Raw genomic sequence first — 17,174 nt, forward strand, 5'->3', positions numbered from 1 at the left:
AACTCATCGGCATTGGGAGACGGGAGCCGGCAGCGGCGGCGAGACGACGCCCACATTCCAGTTCCAGGAAAGGTCGCCTTGGGCGCGGCGGCGGCAGACCACCGCCTCGTTCAGCTCGTACATGCCGGGCCGCAGGCGGACGCCCGGAGACGGCGCCTCGGTGAAGGCCATGTAGGCGCGCGCGGCGCCGTAGGGCTTCCAGTCCGGCCGGCCGGCCGCCTTGGGCGCGCCCGAACGGGCGAAGGCGGTCCAGTAGTCGATCATCGCGATCGACAGCCCGGCCTCGACCGGCGTGTCGGGGATCTTGGGCCAGGCGGGCGGCGTCTTGTCGGTCGTGCCGAAGACGTAGGGGATCTCGCTGGCGTGGAAGCCGTGCAGTCCCGCCGCCTCGGCCGCCGGATAGCCATGGTCGAAGAGGTAGAAATAGCTAGGCGCGCCGGCAGCGGTCTGCGTGGCGACCAGCCGCTCGGCGGTCCAGCCGTAGAGGGCGTCACGCGTCGTCAGCAGCACGCTCTCGGCAATATCCGTGGACGGATAGAGCTTCAGGAAGTCCTCGGCAAGGTCGCCATAGCGCTTGTGGATCTCGGCCTCATAGGTCGCCGCGTCGGCGGGCGGCGGCGGGGCCAGGATGCGCAGCGAGCGGATCTCGCCGCTGTTGAAGCCGGCCAGGATCGGAACCTTGGCCTGCTCGCCGCGATCGAAGGTCTCGACCAGCTGACGCGGCAGCACCTTGCCGTCGACCGCGCCGAAGGTCTGGAAACCGGCCATCAGGGCCGCGCTGGTCAGGGTCTTGGCGTCCATGGCCCGCAAGGCGGCCAGGTCCTTGGCGCCCAGCTTGGTCGCCAAGGCCGCGCCCGCCGTCTCGGCCGGGACATGGCCGAACCGCGCCTCGCGCAGCTCCGGCGTCGAGATCATGTAGGCGCTCTGAGCGATCGCCTTGTTGAACAGTCCGCGCGCCTGGGGCGAGGCCATCAGGTACATGACGCTGAGCGCCCCGGCCGACTCCCCGGCCACCGTGACATTGGCCGGATCGCCCCCAAAGGCGGCGATGTTCTTCTGGACCCATTTCAAGGCCGCGATCTGGTCGAGCAGCCCATAGTTGCCCGAGACATGGTCGGCCGATTCCGCGCTGAGCTCGGGATGGGCCAGATAGCCGAACACGCCCAGGCGGTAGTTGATCGAGACGACGACGATACCGCCCCGCCGCGCCATGGCCGCCCCGTCGTACATGCTTTCGCTGCTGGCGCCGGAGATCAAGGAGCCGCCATGGATCCAGACCAGCACCGGCGCCTTCCGGGTCTCGACCGGAGTCCAGATGTTCAGCGACAGGCAATCCTCGCTCATCGCCTCGAGCGGGTCGGCATAGATGTTGCCGGGCCTGGGCGGCGGCTGGAAACAGCCCGGACCGAAGGCCGCGGCGTCGCGCACGCCCGACCAGGCGGGCGCTGGAGCGGGCGGTTTCCAGCGTCCCTCGCCCACCGGCGGGGCGGCGTACGGAATCCCCTTGAAGATCTCGAGGCCGTCCTGGACCCGCCCTTGGACCGCGCCGGCCGGGGCGCGGACGATGGGCTGTTGCGCCAGCGCGCCGGCCGGCGCCGCGACCAGACCCGCCAGGATGACGGCGAGGGCCGCGTTCGCGAATAGACCAGTCTTCATGGCAGTTCCCACCTCCAACCCGCCGATCTTTCCCCGTCGGCGTTGAGCCCAACCGTGCCGACGATCAGCCCCCGTGTCAACATTCACTCTCACGCGCGTGAATGTTGACGCAAGCTTCTGGATGGGCGCATGCTCGCGACAAGCCAAGCCCACGAATGGGCGGTCGGGAGGAAGCCTTGGACACCCCACGCGTCACCACGCGGCCGCCGAGCGCGCCGCCCCCCGCCCTCGCCCGCGCGCCGGACGAGACACGCCCGGCGCCGACCGCGAACCGCGCCTGGGTCGTGCTGGCGATGCTCTGGTTCGTCTATGTCCTGAACTTCCTGGACCGACAGCTGATGTCGATCCTGGCCAAGCCGATCCAGGACAGCTTGCATGTCACCGACAGCCAGCTCGGCCTGATCGGCGGCCTCTATTTCGCGATGTTCTACTGCTTCATCGCCATCCCCGTCGGCTGGCTGGCCGACCGGACCAACCGCGTGGCCGTCCTGAGCCTGGCCTGCGGGATCTGGAGCGCCGCGACCATCGCCTGTGGCCTGTCGCGCAACTACGGCCAGTTCGCCGTCTCGCGGATGACGGTCGGCTTCGGCGAGGCCGGCGGCGTACCGCCCTCCTACGCGATCATTTCCGACTACTTCCCGCCCGAGCGCCGGGGCACGGCGCTCAGCCTCTATAACCTGGGCCCGCCGGTGGGCGCGGCGCTGGGCATCGCCTTCGGCGCGGCCATCGCGGCCGCCTTCGACTGGCGTCACGCCTTCGTGGTGCTGGGCGTCATAGGCGTCGCGACCGCCGTCGTCCTGCCGCTGATCGTGCGCGAACCGCGTCGCGGCGCCCTGGACGGGCTCGCCGAGGGCGCCCCGGCCCGCAAGGCCCCGTTCTGGGCGACGCTGCGGATGTTCTTCACCCGTCCGACCCTGATGCTGGCCGCGCTGGGCAGCGGCGCGACCCAGTTCGTGACCTACGGCCTGGGCAACTTCACCACCCTGTTCCTGATGCGCGAGAAGGGCATGGCGCTCGGCGAGGTCGCCGTCTGGTACGCCCTGGTCGTCGGGATCGGCATGAGCGCCGGCATCTTCGTCTCGGGCCGGGTGATCGACCGCTATCGCCGGCGTTCCAAGGTTGTCTACGCCGTGGCGCCGGTGATCTCGCTGACGCTGGCGATCCCGTTCTATCTGGGCTTCGTCTGGGCCCCGACCTGGCCGCTGGCCCTGGCCTTCCTGATCGGCCCGACCTTCCTGAACTACTTCTACCTGTCGTCGTCGGTGGCGCTGGTCCAGGAGGAGGTCCGGCCGGAGGAACGGGTGATGTCCGGCGCCCTGCTGCTGCTGGTGATGAATTTCATCGGCCTGGGCCTCGGCCCTACCTATGTCGGCGCGGCCAGCGACTTCTTCCGGGCCAGCCATCCGGGGAACTCGCTGCAGATGGCGCTCTACACGCTCGTGCCGTTCTACGTCCTGGCGATCGCCCTGTTCCTGTGGCTGGCCCGGATCTTCGCCCGCGAGAAGGCGTGAGACTCAGCTCTTCAGGGCGATGAAGCCGGCGGCCATGAACCTGGCGATCCGCTTCTTGATCGCCGGGAAGTCGTCGGAGTGGCAGATCCCGCTGGACAGCCGGTCGATCCGGCCGGTCCGGGCCAAGGTGTTCATCAGCGCGCCGCTGACGAAGTGGTAGCCCCAGAAGACCTCCTCGTCGGCATAGTCCGGCAGGGCGCGCTTGAGGATGCCGACCAGTTTCAGCACGACGGGATCGAAGTGCTCGTCCATCAGCGCCGCGCCCTCGGGCGTGTTGCTGACCCGGGCGCAGAAGGCGGCGTAGTTCATCCAGTGCTCGCCGCCCTCGTAGTAGAGGTCGAGGTCGGTATCGAGGAAGGCGTGCAGCGCGCCCTCGACGGTCGGGTTGTCGCCGGCGGCCTGCTCGTACTGCTCCAACGCCACCATCCGGCGGCCGGACGTCACGCCCGCCCGGCGGGCGAACACAGCCTCGAACAGGTTGGTCTTGTCCTTGAAATAGTAGTTCAGCAGCGTGGTGTGGATGCCCACGCGCACGGCCACGTCCCGCAGCGTCACGCCATAGAGGCCGTTCTGCGAGAACAGGTACTCGGCCGCGTCCAGGATCTGCTCCAGGCTCTGAGCGCGCTGCTCGGCCTTGGTCCGCCGCGCCTTGGTCTCCCCCGCCGTCGCTCCCGCCAAGCCATCCTCCTGATGCTTTCGACCCCTCGCGTAGTCGCGGCGCGGCGCGCCGCTGTCAATCATTCCCGTGATGGAACCCCGCCGTTTCGCCCAATCCGAATTGGCCGAACGATGATCGATTGACATTGCACGACGTTACAGCAAACACTCACTCTTGTGAGAATGAGCGTTAAGAGACTCATTCAACGGGAGGGTTCGCCATATGAAAGTCGGGCTAAACAGCGCCTCGGGCGTCGCGCTGGTGATCGCAATCGCCGGCGCCGGGCTGCCGGCCTGGGGTCAGGAAAAAGCGTCTTCGGACCAGTCCACCCAGGTCGAGGAAATCGTCGTCACGGGCTCGAACATCCGGGGCTCGGCGCTCGACGCCGCCCTCCCCGTCGAGGTCTATTCGCAAGCGGATCTGGAAAAGCAGGGCGCGCCGACGGCGCTGGAGTTCGCCAAGAGCCTGACGATCTCGGGCCCGACGACAGGCGAGTCCTACTATTTCGGCGGCCCGACCCTGGTCGGCTCGGTGAACTACAACCTGCGCGGCCTGGGGGCCGACAAGACACTGGTGCTGCTGAACGGCCGGCGGATGAACCAGAACACCGCCAACGTCCCCTCGATGGCCCTGGCCCGCACCGAAATCCTCAAGGACGGCGCGGCGGTGATCTACGGCGCCGACGCCACCGGCGGGGTCGTCAACTTCATCACCCGCGACAAGTTCGTCGGGATGGAGGCCCAGGCCCAGTACAAACACATCAAGGGCTCGAAGGGCGACTATTCGGTCGGCGTGATGGGCGGCATCGGCGAGGACCGCGTCAACCTGCTGGTCTCGGCCGAGTACGAACACCGTTCGCGCCTGGGCACCCTGGAGCGCGACTTCAGCAAGGCCTCGCTGAACCCGACCACGGGCTACAACCCCGCCCCCTGGTCCACCCTGACCAACCTGACCGGCTGGCAGGCGCGCGGCCCCCTGCCCGCCACGCCCAGCGCCACCGACGTCGGCGAATGGGGCCCGGCGGTGGGCGGCATCGTCTCCGACTTCACCCCCGCCAGCTGCGCCGCGGTCGGCGGCCGCTACGACAACGCCTTCACCTGCGCCTACAACTACATCTCGTACTATCGGCTGGTGGAAAAGCAGGACACCTATCGGCTCTACGCCCAATTGAAGGCGCAGATCACCGACAGCATGAAATTCCACATGGACGCGTCGTACGGGCGCGTGAACTTGCCGCAAGTGATGGGCTCGCCCGCCCAACCCGTGTCGCGCGGCCCCGCTCTGGCCACCGGGGCCGTCAACCAGTTCTACGTGCCGATCACCAACCCGTTCGCGGCCGATTTCGCCGCCGCCCACGGCATTGTCGGGGCCCAGGGATTCACGCCGATCACCTACCGGCTGTTCGGCCATGGCGGCAATCCGTACTATTCGGGCGGCGACGGCTTCGGCGTGGCCGACAAGATCGACAACAAGGTCTGGCGCGTGTCGGCCGGACTGACTGGCGACCTGGGAGACCTGGCGCCGTTCGCCAAGGCCGTCGGATACGACTTCGCCCTGACCTATAACGACGCCTATAACTACAACACCCACGCCGACACGATCGGCTACCGCCTGCAGGAGGCCCTGAACGGCTTCGGCGGTTCGAACTGCAAGGCCGTGGACCTGGATCCCAGCCGTTTCGGCACCCAGAACGCGGCCGCCGCCGGCAAGAACGGCTGCCAGTACTGGAATCCCTTCTCGACCTCGTTCAAGGGCCAGCCGATGCTGGGCCTCTCCAATCCCAGCTACGTCGCCGGCAAGGAGAACCCCGAGGACCTGGCCCTGTGGATGTTCGATCCGCGCGCGGTCGAGACGCTAAGCCACAACTTCACGGCCGACCTGGTGTTCAACGGCCGCTCCGGCGTCAACCTGCCCGGCGGCGAGATCGGCTGGGCGCTCGGCGCTCAGTACCGCTCACTGGCCAACCGCGTGAACGTGCCCAGCGCGTTCAACAACGGCTCGATCCAGTGCGAGTGGCCCAGCAACACCACCAGCGCCAACGGCGCGGGCTCAGGCAATCTGAGCCCCACGCCGACCTCGACGACCAGCCCCAACTTCCGGGGCTGCACGCCCGACGCGCCCGGCCCGTTCGTGCTGTTCGCCCCGACCCTGCCGAGCCAGGCCGAGCAGAGCCAGTACTCGCTGTTCGGTGAGCTGCAGATCCCGCTGTTCTCGACCGTCGACATCCAGCTGGCGGCGCGCCGCGAGAAGTTTTCCAACGACCTGGGCGCAACGGTCTACAAGGCGTCGGGCAAGTGGAACGTCTGGGGCCCGCTGACCCTGCGCGCCTCGTACGGCACCAACTACCAGACGCCGCCGCTGGGCGTTACGCCGGGGGCCATCACGGTCGCCGCCCGCACCTACACCGTCGCGGCCAGCAACTGGCTGGCGGCCCAGTTCATCACCGACGCCAATCTTAAGCCCGAGACCGCCAAGACCTCGAACATCGGGGCCATCTGGCAGAGCCGCGGCTTCGCCGACGACCACAGGCTGCGCCTGATCGTCGACTATTTCGACATCAAGACCAAGGACCAGATCGGTCAGGTCGCCGATCCCAACCAGATCGCCAGCCTGGTCTTCAACGGAGCCGGCGGCACGATCACCACCTGCGACGTGACCAAGCAGCCCCTACTGGCCCGCATCACCTTCAACAGCGGTTGCGCGGTGGGCATGAGCGGCGTCGGCAGCTTCTCTGCGGTCTCCACACGCTACGGCAACGGCCCCGGCCAGACGACCAAGGGCTTCGACTTCCAGGGCAGCTACGGCCTGCCGTTGGGCCCGGGCGACCTCGACATCAACGTCACCGCCACGCGCGTGACCGAGCTGAAGACCGGCCCGACCACCCTGGACGGCGTGACGATCTCCACGGGCGACGACCGCCTGGGCACGCTGAACTTCGCCACCTTCGCCCAGGCCGCGCCGAAGTGGCGCGCCAACCTCGGCGTCAACTACGGCCTGGGTCGCCAGAACTTCCGCCTGGGCGTCAACTTCGTCTCGGCCGTGAAGGACGAGCGGGCCGGCGTCCAGTACGGCGAGGACGGCGAGAACTGGATCACCACCGACTTCACCTATCGCCTGCAGCTCGACGGCGACATGGCCCTGACGGCGACCGTGGCGAACATCTTCGACCGCGACCCACCGCCGGCCCAGGAGGAGTTCGGCTACGATCCGTGGACCGGGAACCCGCTGGGCCGGACCTTCGAGATCGGCTTCAAGAAAGCCTTCTGATCCTACCTCGCGCCTGGCGGGCGACCTCGTGTCGCCCGCCATTCTTTTCGGCGACCGACGACTGCCCCAGAGGAGACCACGCCCCATACTGTCGGCGTCGTGGACTACGAGATCGTTCGGGTCCTTCCACCCCGGACGAACGATCGCAGGCGCGGCCGGGCCGCCGACCAGCCGCCGCAGAGCAGCGCCGTGAGCAGGACAACGATCATCAGGATCGGATCCGGCGCGGCGATCTTGAAGATCGCCGCCACCGACGGAACGCTCATGATCGCCGCCAGCAGGGCGACGATCGCCGCGGTTATGATCCAGTAGGCTCGCCGATGCGGCGCCAGGAGTTTGCCGGAAGCCGCCGCGTCGGCGAGGGCCAGCACCAGATTGGCCAGGACGAGGGCAGCGAAGGCCGCGCCCCGCGCCTGGGCTTCCGGATACCCGCCGCGCGACCAAGTGTAGACACCCAACACCCCGGCCAGAACCACGAGCCCCTGAACCAGGGCCAGGCCGACCTGGGGCCAGCCGAACAGAGGCTCGTCACGACGACGAGGTGGCCGCCGCATCGCCCGCGCTTCGCTGGGCTCAGCCTCGAAGACCAGGGCGCAGATCGGATCGATGGCCAGCTCCATCAGCACGACGTGCATCGGAAACAGCAATGGCGGCAGGCCCAGCAAGATGGGCGCGAGCGCCAGGCCGGCGATCGGCACGTGGATGGCGGTGATGTAGGTCAGGGCGCGGCGCAGGTTGGTGAAGATCCGCCGTCCCAGGCGTACGCCGCCGACGATGGAGGCGAAGCTGTCGTCCAGCAGAACCAGATCGGCCGCCTCGCGCGCGACATCGGTTCCTTTCTTGCCCATGGCGATGCCGATATGCGCCGCCTCAAGCGCGGGCGCGTCATTCACGCCGTCGCCCGTCATGGCGACGACCTCGCCGTCGGCCTTGAGGGCTTCGACGAGGCGCAACTTCTGGGCGGGGGCGACGCGCGCGAACACGCGTACAGCGCGCACGCGTTCGCGAAGCGCCTCGAACGGCAGAGACTCGATCTCGGACCCGAGCAGAACGCCAGCCGAAGCGTCCAGCCCCGCCGCCCGGGCGATGGCCAGGGCCGTGGCCGGATGGTCTCCGGTGATCATGACGACGGCCACGCCCGCCGCGCGCGCCTCGGCCAAGGCCTGGGGCGCATCGCGGCGCAGAGGGTCGATGAAGCCGATCAGCCCGTCGAACCCGAAGGCGACGGCACTCGGATCCTCGGCGAAATCGCCCTCGACCCGCGCCGAGGCGACGCCCAGGACGCGCAGCCCTTGCCGCGCGAAATCCTCGATCACGCCCTGCAGCCTGGCGATCTCGGCCGCCGGCAGCCGGCACAGCTTGAAGATCGCCTCGGGCGCGCCCTTGGCCGCCGCGATCCGCCGCTCGCCGGCGCCACGCCATACCTGGACGACCGCCAGCAGCTCGGGCCGCAGCGGCCAAGCGCGCTCGGGTTCGGCGTCCGTCACTTCCGTATCGATCACGACACCGGTCGAGAGCCGGCGTACGGCCTTGTCCATCGGGTCGATCGGCCGCACGGCCGAGGCCAGGGCGGCTCGTTCCAGAAGCGCCGCCGCCGCGCCGTCGACGCGATGCTCCGCCTCGAGCGGCAGATCGCCGGCTTGGGTCCACAGGCGGGCGACCCGCATCTGGTTCTCGGTCAAGGTGCCCGTCTTGTCGACGCAAAGCACGGTGGCGCCGCCTAGCGTCTCGATCACGGCGCTTCGCCGCGTCAGCACCTGGTGGGTCGCCAGTCGCCAGGCCCCGAGCGCCAGAAACACGGCGAGAACCATCGGAAACTCTTCGGGAATGAGCGAGATCGCCACGGTCACCCCGGCCAGCACGCCGCCCACCCAGTCATCCCGCAGCCAGCCATAGGCGACGGCGACGAGGGCGCAGAACCCGAGGGCCATGGCGCCGAGTAGCGCGACGAGGCGCCCGGCGGTCTTTTGCAGCGGCGTCGGCTCGTGCTGGATCTCCGCCAAGGATGCGCCGATCTGGCCGAGCGCCGAGCGCGGACCCGTTCGGACGACCCGCGCGACGCCCTGCCCCCGGACGACGAGCGTGCCGGCGAACAGGTCGGGCGTCCCCTCCTGTCCTGGGGATGGATCAGGTCCGGTGGCGCCGGCGTCATCCGCCGGCGGCTTGGTGACCGGCGCTGACTCGCCGGTCAGGGCGGATTCGTCGACGGCCAGGATCTCGCCGCCGATCAGGCGGGCGTCGGCCGGCAAGCGTTCGCCCTCGCCGATCAGGAGCAGGTCGCCGGGCACCAGCTCGCGCGCCGGCGCCTGCCGCTCGACGCCCCCTCGGATCACGCGGGCCAAGGGCTGAGCCAGGTCGCGCAGAGCGCTCAGCGCGCGCTCGCTTCTGGCCTCCTGCATGACGACCAGCCCGACCGAGGCCAGCGCTCCGGCGGTCAGGAACAGGCCCTCGCCCAGGTCGCCGAGGACGAGGTACAGGACCGCCGCCCCGACCAGCAGCAAGAACATCGGCTCGCGCAGGGTCTCGCCGACGATGCGGGCCAGGCCTCGCCCGGGCGCTCTTGGCAGTTCGTTCGGGCCGACGGCGGCCAGGCGCGCCGCCGCCTCCCCTTCCTCCAGGCCGCGCACAAGTTCGACGGTCATGGCGCGACAATCCAAATGGACGGAGGAAGAGGCTCAGTGCGCCAGAAGAAGCGGGACCTGGGGATCGTGCAACATGTGTTCGGTGGCGCCGCCCAGGATGAACTCGCGCGCCCGCGATCGGCCATAGGCGCCCATCACGAAGAGATCGCAGGGCGTTCGGGCCAGATAGGCGTCGAAGCTGTCGCCGATCGACACGCCGATGCCATCGACCTCGTCGATCACGGCTTCGATCCCATGGGCGCGCAGATGGCGGACGGCCTCGGCGGCGAGCCCCGCGACGGCGGCGGGCTTTTCGTTGACGACCGTGAGCACGCGCACCCTTTCTGCATGGGCCAGAATGGGCAGGGCCTCGGCCAAGGCGCGGGCCGCGCCCCGGCTGCCGTCCCACGCGATGACGACCGTTCCGAGCTTGGCGCCCGACAGCCCGCCCGCGCGATAGGCGAGAACCGGCCGCCCGGAGTCGAAGACGGCGCTCGTCACCACCTCGGCCTGGCCGTCCATCGGCTTGCCCAGGGGCGTCAAGCAAAGGTCCCGCGTGCGCGCGCATTTGGCCACGTGGTCGGCCACGGCGTAATATTCGACGGTCTCGCTGAGGGCTTGCCCGAAGACGCCGGCGGCCCGCGCGTGTTTGGCGAAGGCCTCAAGACTGGCCTGCCCGTTGGCCAGGCTCTTGGCCTGCTCCTCGGCCGCCATGCTGCCGAGACCGATGAGGTAGTCGGCGATCCGGTTGCTCTGGACGGGAAACCTCACGCCCACCGCCAGGGCCGAAACCCGGCCGCCGACAAGCTTCACGAAGCGGACCGCGTCCTCGATCGCCTCGGGCGGCGTCGCGTCCGGATAGGTGTCGATGTTGAGCAGGATATCGTTCAGGCCCATCGGTGAAATCCATCTGCTCGAGCCGATCGGATCGGCTGTTCGGTTCCGCGCTCCCAGCCTGCGCTCGAAGCATCACGGTCTCGCGTCGCCAACGCTGCGATCCGGCATCGGCCGGAAAGTCGGACGGGCGATCACGCGGACAGCCTCGCGCCGCCCCCAGGCCGCCGCCTTGATGTCGATCAACCCCATGGACCGGGTTTAGGCGGCTTGGCGCCAATGCCGCTACCCGCCCGGGTGCAGCCCCGGCGCTTCCTGGCCCGTGCGAGCGACATATTCCGTATAGCCGCCGCCGTACTGATGGACGCCCTCGGGCGTCAGCTCCAGCACACGGTTCGACAGGGCTCCCAGGAAGTGGCGGTCGTGCGAAACGAAGAGCATGGTGCCCTCGAAATCCGCCAGGGCCGCGACCAACATCTCCTTGGTCGCCATATCGAGGTGGTTGGTCGGCTCGTCCAGCACCAGCAGGTTCGGCGGATCGAACAGCATCTTGGCCATGACCAGGCGCGCCTTCTCGCCGCCGGACAGGACGCGGCAGGGCTTTTCGACATCGTCGCCGGAGAAGCCGAAGCACCCCGCCAGGGTGCGCAGAGCGCCCTGGCCCGCCTGCGGGAACGAGCGCTCCAGGGACTCGAAGATCGTCTCCTCGCCGTCCAGCAGGTCCATGGAGTGCTGGGCGAAATAGCCCATCTTGACGCTGGCGCCGATGTGGACCGCGCCCTGGTCGGGCTTGGTGTCGCCGGCCACTAGCTTCAGCAGCGTCGACTTGCCGGCCCCGTTGGCGCCGAGGACGCACCAGCGTTCCTTGCGGCGCACCAGGAAGTCGAGGGCCTCATAGATCGGCTTGTCGCCATAGCCCTTGTGGACGTTGCGCAGGCTGATCACATCCTCGCCCGAGCGCGGCGGGCTCTGGAACTCGAACTGCACCGCCTGGCGACGGCGCGGCGCCTCGACGCGCTCGATCTTGTCGAGCTTCTTGACCCGGCTCTGGACCTGGGCGGCGTGCGAGGCGCGCGCCTTGAACTTCTCGATGAACTTGATTTCCTTCGCCAGCATGGCCTGCTGGCGCTCGTACTGCGCCTGCCGCTGCGCTTCGCCCAGCGCGCGCTGCTGTTCGTAGAAATCGAGATCGCCGGAATAGGTAATGAGAGAGCCGCCGTCGATCTCCACCACCTTACCGATGATGCGGTTCATGAAGGCGCGGTCGTGTGACGTCATCAGCAGCGCGCCGTCGTAGTTCTTGAGGAAGGCCTCCAGCCAGATCAGGCTTTCCAGGTCCAGGTGGTTGGAGGGTTCGTCCAGCAGCATGCCGTCGGGCCGCATCAAGAGGATGCGGGCCAGCGCCACGCGCATCTTCCAGCCGCCGGACAGCATGCCGACATCGCCGTCCATGCGTTCCTGGCTGAAGCTCAGGCCAGCCAGCACCTCGCGCGCCCGCGCTTCCAGCGCATAGCCGTCCAGCTCCTGGAAGCGCTCCAGCACCTCGCCATAGCGCTCCATGACGGCGTCCAGCTGGTCAGCCTGATCGGGATCGACCATGGCCGCCTCCAGCGTGGCCATCTCGGCGGCCAGCGCGCTGACGGGACCGACGCCGTCCATCACCGCGGCGACCGCGCTCTGGCCCGACATCTCGCCGACGTCCTGGCTGAAATAGCCGATCCTCATGCCCGGATCGATCGTGACCAGTCCGTCGTCAGGCTGCTCCTGGCCGGTGATCATGCGGAACAGCGTCGTCTTGCCGGCGCCGTTCGGGCCGACCAGCCCGACTTTTTCGCCCTTCTGGATGCCCATCGAGGCTTCGATGAACAGGATCTGGTGGCCGTTTTGCTTGGAGATGTTGTCGAGGCGGATCATGGGCGGTCTGCTAACGCGAGCGGACGCAGAACGCCAGCCTTGGAGCCACGCCAATTCCGCGCGCGATGATTGGGCCCGTCATCTCCAGGACCGGATGTGCGTCCAGGGCGGAGGCGCCTAAGGGCTACTGCGCTCCGGCAAGCTGTGCCATCGTGACGCGCCTGACGCGCCGGGGGAGCCGCGATTGCACGCGAGGACGGAAGCGGGCCTGGCGGTTTTCGTGCGCGAAGCCTTCCAGTGCCAGGAGGATGTGGCCCGCAGTATCGCCGGGGTCGCGATCGAGCGCGCCTATCGGACGGGCGCGGTCATTCTCCGTCAGGACGATCCCTGCGCCGAGACCTATCTGCTGACCTTGGGTCGGGTCCGCGCCGCCGCGGTCGGTCGGGGCGGAGAGCCAGTCCTGCTGCGGGACCTCGCGCCCGGCGACCTCTTTGGCGCGACGGTCCAGCCGGGGACGAAGAGCGAGGCCGAGATCGTGGCGCTGGAGGCGGCCCACGCGGCCGTGTTCGCGGCGCTGGATTTCCTTCGGATGATGGAGCGGCACAGCTGCGTGGGCCTGACGCTGTCGCGCATGCTGCTCCGACAGCTCCGCGAGGCCGCCGAGCGGATGATCGACCGCAACACCCTCAGCGCCGTCGGCCGCATCCACGCCGAGCTCTGGCGGCGGGCCGAGCGCACCGGCTGGACGATCAGTCCCCCGCCGGTGCTGGCCGCCTTGGCGATGGACCTCCAGACGACCCGCGAGACCGTGTCGCGCACGGTGAACGCCCTCGAGCGGCGCGGCATCGTACGCCGCACGCCCGAGGCGCTGATCGTGGTGGCGCCGCGGCGGCTGGAAGGCCTGATCGACTGAGGCTGATCAGGTCCGCAGCGCGTAGGGGCCCAGCTCGTCCCCGGTCAGGTCCGTGACGGGTGAAGGTTGGCTGGGAGGCATGGCCAAGCTGAGGGCCGCGGCGCAGGCCAGACCTAGATGGATCGCTCCGGGCGGCGTGGTCACCAGCAGGCGGGAGACGGCCTCGGCTTCCGCGCCGGTGGCCAGCAGTCCCCCGCCGAAGGGATCGGGCGCCATCGTGGTCAGTCCATAGCTCGCGGACAGGCGGACGCTCTCGCCCAGCGCCGCCAGGATCGCCCGCGCCGCCAGCGCCGCATTCTCCGGCGTCTCGTGAACGAGCAGCAGGGTGCGGCCGGACCAGCTGGGCGCGGTGATTGGCGGGGGGCCGTCCTGGACCGCTAGCGCGAGGGTTTGCAGAATCCGGTCCCGATCGACGCTGGACGGCAGATCCACGGCGCAGCCCAGGAAGGCCGCGAGGCGTGCGGCCGGATCGATCGGCGAGACCGCACGCGCCGTCGGCCGGGGCGCCGTCAGGAGCCGCTGCCGGCGACCGCCGCCGGCCCATCGGACCGCGGCGCGCGCGCTGGCCCCCTTCTCGCCGTCCAGCACCGCCAACTGCACGGCCTCGCCCGCCACGGTCGCCGCCTTCAGCACCGCCAGGCCCATGGCGGTCTCGGCGGCGAGATCGATCGTCGGCGCATCGATCGTCGCTGCGCCAGGCGTGACCACCCGGACGCTCTCGGCCTGAGCCATCAGCCGGTCGAAGCGCGCGCCCCAGGCCTCCCCCCAAGGCGTCACCGACAGCACCCGGAACGCGGCGGTATCGACGGGCAGAAGCACGTGCAGCTCGACGCCCGCGTCCGCAAGCGCCTCGGCGACCACGATGTCCGCCCCTGCGGCCAGGGCGCCATAGCCGAACGCCACGCGCTCCTCGGCGACGATGCGGGCGACCTCGGCGGCCAGGCCCGCGTCGTCGGACGACACGGCCATGTGTCCGGTGAAATGGAGCGACCGGGGCGGCGCCAGCCTCGCCAATCCGGCGTCGTCCTCGCCCAAGGCCTCCAGCAGCAGGCGGAACTGGCGCAGGGTGACGGCATGGTCTTCCCAGGCCTTGGGAGCCGCCGCCACCGCCGCGTCCAGCGCCGCCCAGGCCTCGTCGAACCGGCGCAGCACCAGCAGGGCCTCGGCGCGCGTGGCGGCCTGATAGTAGGGCGCGTCGTCGTCGTTGGCCTCCAGCACCGCCAGGGCATGGACCCGCGCCGCGGCCTCGTCGCCCGCCAAAAGCGACAAGGTGGCGGCGTTGATCAGGGCGTAGGCTCCGCCCCCACCCGGCGCCGCGGCCAGATAGGCGGCGGCGGCCTGGCCGTAGAGCTCGGCGCGCTCCTCGCCCTCCGCCGCCCGCGCCCGCGCCTTGAGGATCCGCCCCTTCAGCGTCAGGACGGCCGGATCATCCGACGCCGCCAGCCCCGCCCCGACGAACAGGGTCCAGGCGTGGTCGACCGCGCCGGCGCGGACCAGGGCGGCGAGATCGAGAAGGAAAGGCGACTGGGACAAGCGCGGCTCGGACTGAGGCGGGAGAAGATTGCGACGGCGAAGCAGCCCGGCCCTACGGCGGGAACTTGGTGCCTTCGTTCTTGACGTCCGGGTCGAAGATCACGTTCAGGCGCTTTTCGACGCCGTTCTCCTCCATGCGGAACTCGGTGTGGAAGTTGAAGAGATCGCCGGCTAGCGACGTGCCACCGGCGTCCCGCGCCACGACGCCGAAATACAGCACCCGACATCTGTCGCGGGGCGCGCGCTCACCGGCCGGTTGGGCGCCGTCGTCGTAGACATGTCGCAGATAGCAATTTCGGTCGGACTCGGCCTTGGTGGTCGCGCCGCGCTCCCCCTTGGCGAATTGCCAGTTTGCGATCTTCGCATCGAGTTCGACCACGACCCAGCACGGCCTATCAACCTTGATGTCGAAGGGTGACGGCACCGGCACCAGATTGATGTCTCTGAACCCCGGGTTCGCTCGTTGCACTGCGTATTCCATCACCTTCTTTTCGTCTCCCGGTGGGATGGTCGGCAATTGCTCGGAGGGCTCCTTGATTGTGAAGTCGAGCGTCCAAGGATCTTCCTCCTTTTTAGGAAGCTTGCCTCTGTCGACTGTCAGAACTACGTGGACGATCTTCTCCGGCAGGAAGTCCGCCGGCCTTGTCGTGGGGATGCGTTCGCTCACTTGCGCCTCCTGGGTGCGGGGTTTTGCTTGACGTACGCGATACTGTTGTCGATCCGGGCCAGCAGACGCCGCGCCCGAGCCTTGTCAGGATCGAAGGCCATCAACTCGACCGCGCGCACGCGGCCGGCGGCCAGGTAGGAAAGCGCCCCTCTGGCGTCGCCGGAGACGTAGGCGAGGCCGCCCTGGGCCTGCTTCAGCGCCACCCAGTCGGCCTGCAGATCCCGATCGTCAGGGTAGCGGGCCATCTCGATGTCGAGCTTCTTCTCTTCCATCGCGCGCTCGGTGACCGCGCGCTCCATGTCGCCGCTCACCTTGTAGGCCTCGGACATCCAGGCGTGGCGGTTGATCAGGTCCGCCGCCTGGACGTGTCGGTCCTCGGCGATGCGAGCATCCACGTCCCGCATCACCCTAAGCGACTCGGCGCAATGCCTCGCGCTCTCCGCCTGGTCGCCGGCATCCACCGCCACGGTGCAAAGATTGCCTTCTGCGTAGCCCAGCTCCCGGCGGTACTCGATGCTGTCGGGCCGGAGTCTGGTCAGACGACCGGCTAAATCCCGATAGCGCCCATAGCCGGCCTTGGCCTCGGCCAGGCGCCCCTTGCGATAGGCCACCGTGGCCAGTCCGTATTCGTTCTGAGCATGGTCGAACAGGCGCTGGGGATTGTCTGGCTCGACCGCCAGGAGACGGCCAGTGATCGCGTAGGCTTGGCGGTAACGCGCGCTCGCCGTCGCCAGGTGGCCGCCCTCTTCGTTGTCCTCGCCCCAAGCGCTCAATACGCGCGCGAAGCGTTCCTGCGAGGTCGGCGCCAAGCGAGCCGGATCCTGCCCGGCGTAGTAGTCGAGCGCGCGCTGGGTGACCGCGCTCTGCACGGCCAGTCGCTGGTTCGGCGTCAATTTCGCCCGCAGGTCGGTCATCATGAATTCCACCAGCGACTCGGATTCGCCCCGTTGGCGTTCGGCTTCGTCACGAGCGTTCAAGGCGAAGGCCGTGAGCAGCCCCATGCCTAGCGCAGTCGCCAGAGACAGACCCGTGACGGCCATCACGCTGCGCAGTCGACGTTGCGCGTCGCGCTGGACCAGCTCGTCCAGCCCTACGCCGGCCACGCCGGCCACCAGCTTCAGCAGAGCCAGCCGCGATCCGTCGCCGGTCGGTCGGAAGTCGGCGGCCAGGGGTTCATGTCCCTCGCACAGCGGCGCGGGAAAGGCCTCGGCAGGCTCGCCTTTGGCCAGGGCCGCCAGGATCGGCCGGTCGGGATGCAAAGCGCGAAACAGCTCGATCTCGCGCGCCACCCAGGGCGAAGCCGCCGCGTTGGGCGTGCAGACCACGATCAGGGCGTTGGAAGCCGCCAGGGCGGCGCGAACCTCGACCGTCAGGTCGTGGGCGGCCGGCAGCTCCTCGCGGTCGCGGAAGATCGGCGTCAGTCGGCGCGGAACCTTGCCGCGCGGCGTCTCGCGGCCGACCAGTCGTCGGGGCAGGACATAGCGCTCCAAACGCGCGTGCAGGCGCCGCCCGAAGGCGGCGTCCCGATGATTGTAGCTGATGAACGCGCGATAGCGCGCAACGCCGGCCTGATCCCCGTCCATCATCTCGCCGCCCCGCCCAGGACGAGAATGTCAGAGGCGCCGGGCCGGCACAACTTTATCGGTTAGCCGCGAAACTT

General features: G+C 69.0%; 11 protein-coding genes. 3 read left to right on the forward strand and 8 right to left on the reverse strand.

The annotated features are described in order from the left end of the window. Positions 1-3: 3 nt before the first annotated feature. The gene (locus K8940_RS12830) at positions 4-1,656 is read right to left on the reverse strand and encodes a carboxylesterase/lipase family protein (RefSeq protein ID WP_223390351.1); all 1,653 of its coding nucleotides are present in this window, start codon (positions 1,654-1,656) and stop codon (positions 4-6) included. Between the two features lie 176 nt (positions 1,657-1,832). Between K8940_RS12830 and K8940_RS12835 the strand changes: the two genes are divergently transcribed. After that, the gene (locus tag K8940_RS12835; protein ID WP_411675555.1) at positions 1,833-3,167 is read left to right on the forward strand and encodes a spinster family MFS transporter; all 1,335 of its coding nucleotides are present in this window, start codon (positions 1,833-1,835) and stop codon (positions 3,165-3,167) included. 3 nt (positions 3,168-3,170) lie between these two features. Here the strand turns inward: K8940_RS12835 and K8940_RS12840 are convergent, their stop codons facing one another. After that, on the reverse strand, positions 3,171-3,845 hold the full coding sequence (locus K8940_RS12840; RefSeq protein ID WP_223390352.1) for a TetR/AcrR family transcriptional regulator: 675 nt from the start codon (positions 3,843-3,845) through the stop codon (positions 3,171-3,173). 202 nt (positions 3,846-4,047) lie between these two features. On the opposite strand from K8940_RS12840, the gene K8940_RS12845 reads away from it, so the two are divergent. Continuing rightward, positions 4,048-7,092 (forward strand): TonB-dependent receptor domain-containing protein, encoded by a 3,045-nt coding sequence (locus tag K8940_RS12845; RefSeq protein WP_223390353.1) that lies wholly within the window; start codon positions 4,048-4,050, stop codon positions 7,090-7,092. Positions 7,093-7,196: 104 nt separating this feature from the next. Here the strand turns inward: K8940_RS12845 and K8940_RS12850 are convergent, their stop codons facing one another. From K8940_RS12850 to K8940_RS12860, 3 genes are all read right to left on the reverse strand, one after another. After that, the gene (locus K8940_RS12850; protein WP_223390354.1) at positions 7,197-9,734 is read right to left on the reverse strand and encodes an HAD-IC family P-type ATPase; all 2,538 of its coding nucleotides are present in this window, start codon (positions 9,732-9,734) and stop codon (positions 7,197-7,199) included. 33 nt (positions 9,735-9,767) lie between these two features. Beyond that, the gene (locus K8940_RS12855; RefSeq protein ID WP_223390355.1) at positions 9,768-10,610 is read right to left on the reverse strand and encodes a universal stress protein; all 843 of its coding nucleotides are present in this window, start codon (positions 10,608-10,610) and stop codon (positions 9,768-9,770) included. 222 nt (positions 10,611-10,832) lie between these two features. Further along, positions 10,833-12,461, reverse strand: coding sequence for an ABC-F family ATP-binding cassette domain-containing protein (locus tag K8940_RS12860; RefSeq protein WP_223390356.1), 1,629 nt, complete (start codon positions 12,459-12,461; stop codon positions 10,833-10,835). Positions 12,462-12,645: 184 nt separating this feature from the next. On the opposite strand from K8940_RS12860, the gene K8940_RS12865 reads away from it, so the two are divergent. Then, positions 12,646-13,314, forward strand: coding sequence for a Crp/Fnr family transcriptional regulator (locus K8940_RS12865; protein WP_223390357.1), 669 nt, complete (start codon positions 12,646-12,648; stop codon positions 13,312-13,314). Between the two features lie 6 nt (positions 13,315-13,320). Here the strand turns inward: K8940_RS12865 and K8940_RS12870 are convergent, their stop codons facing one another. The 3 genes from K8940_RS12870 to K8940_RS12880 are packed head-to-tail and all read right to left on the reverse strand — an operon-like array spanning position 13,321 to position 17,097. Next, entirely contained in the window at positions 13,321-14,847 is a 1,527-nt protein-coding gene (locus tag K8940_RS12870; RefSeq protein ID WP_223390358.1) for a hypothetical protein, read from the reverse strand. A gap of 52 nt (positions 14,848-14,899) precedes the next feature. Then, positions 14,900-15,514, reverse strand: coding sequence for a nucleotide synthetase (locus K8940_RS12875; RefSeq protein WP_223390359.1), 615 nt, complete (start codon positions 15,512-15,514; stop codon positions 14,900-14,902). Further along, complete coding sequence (locus K8940_RS12880; protein ID WP_223390360.1) at positions 15,511-17,097, reverse strand: toll/interleukin-1 receptor domain-containing protein; 1,587 nt, start codon at positions 17,095-17,097, stop codon at positions 15,511-15,513. The genes K8940_RS12875 and K8940_RS12880 overlap by 4 nt, the downstream gene beginning before the upstream one ends. Between the last annotated feature and the right edge of the window lie 77 nt (positions 17,098-17,174).

The sequence above is a fragment of the Caulobacter segnis genome, assembly GCF_019931575.1.
GTDB classification, from domain to species: Bacteria; Pseudomonadota; Alphaproteobacteria; order Caulobacterales; family Caulobacteraceae; genus Caulobacter; species Caulobacter segnis_C.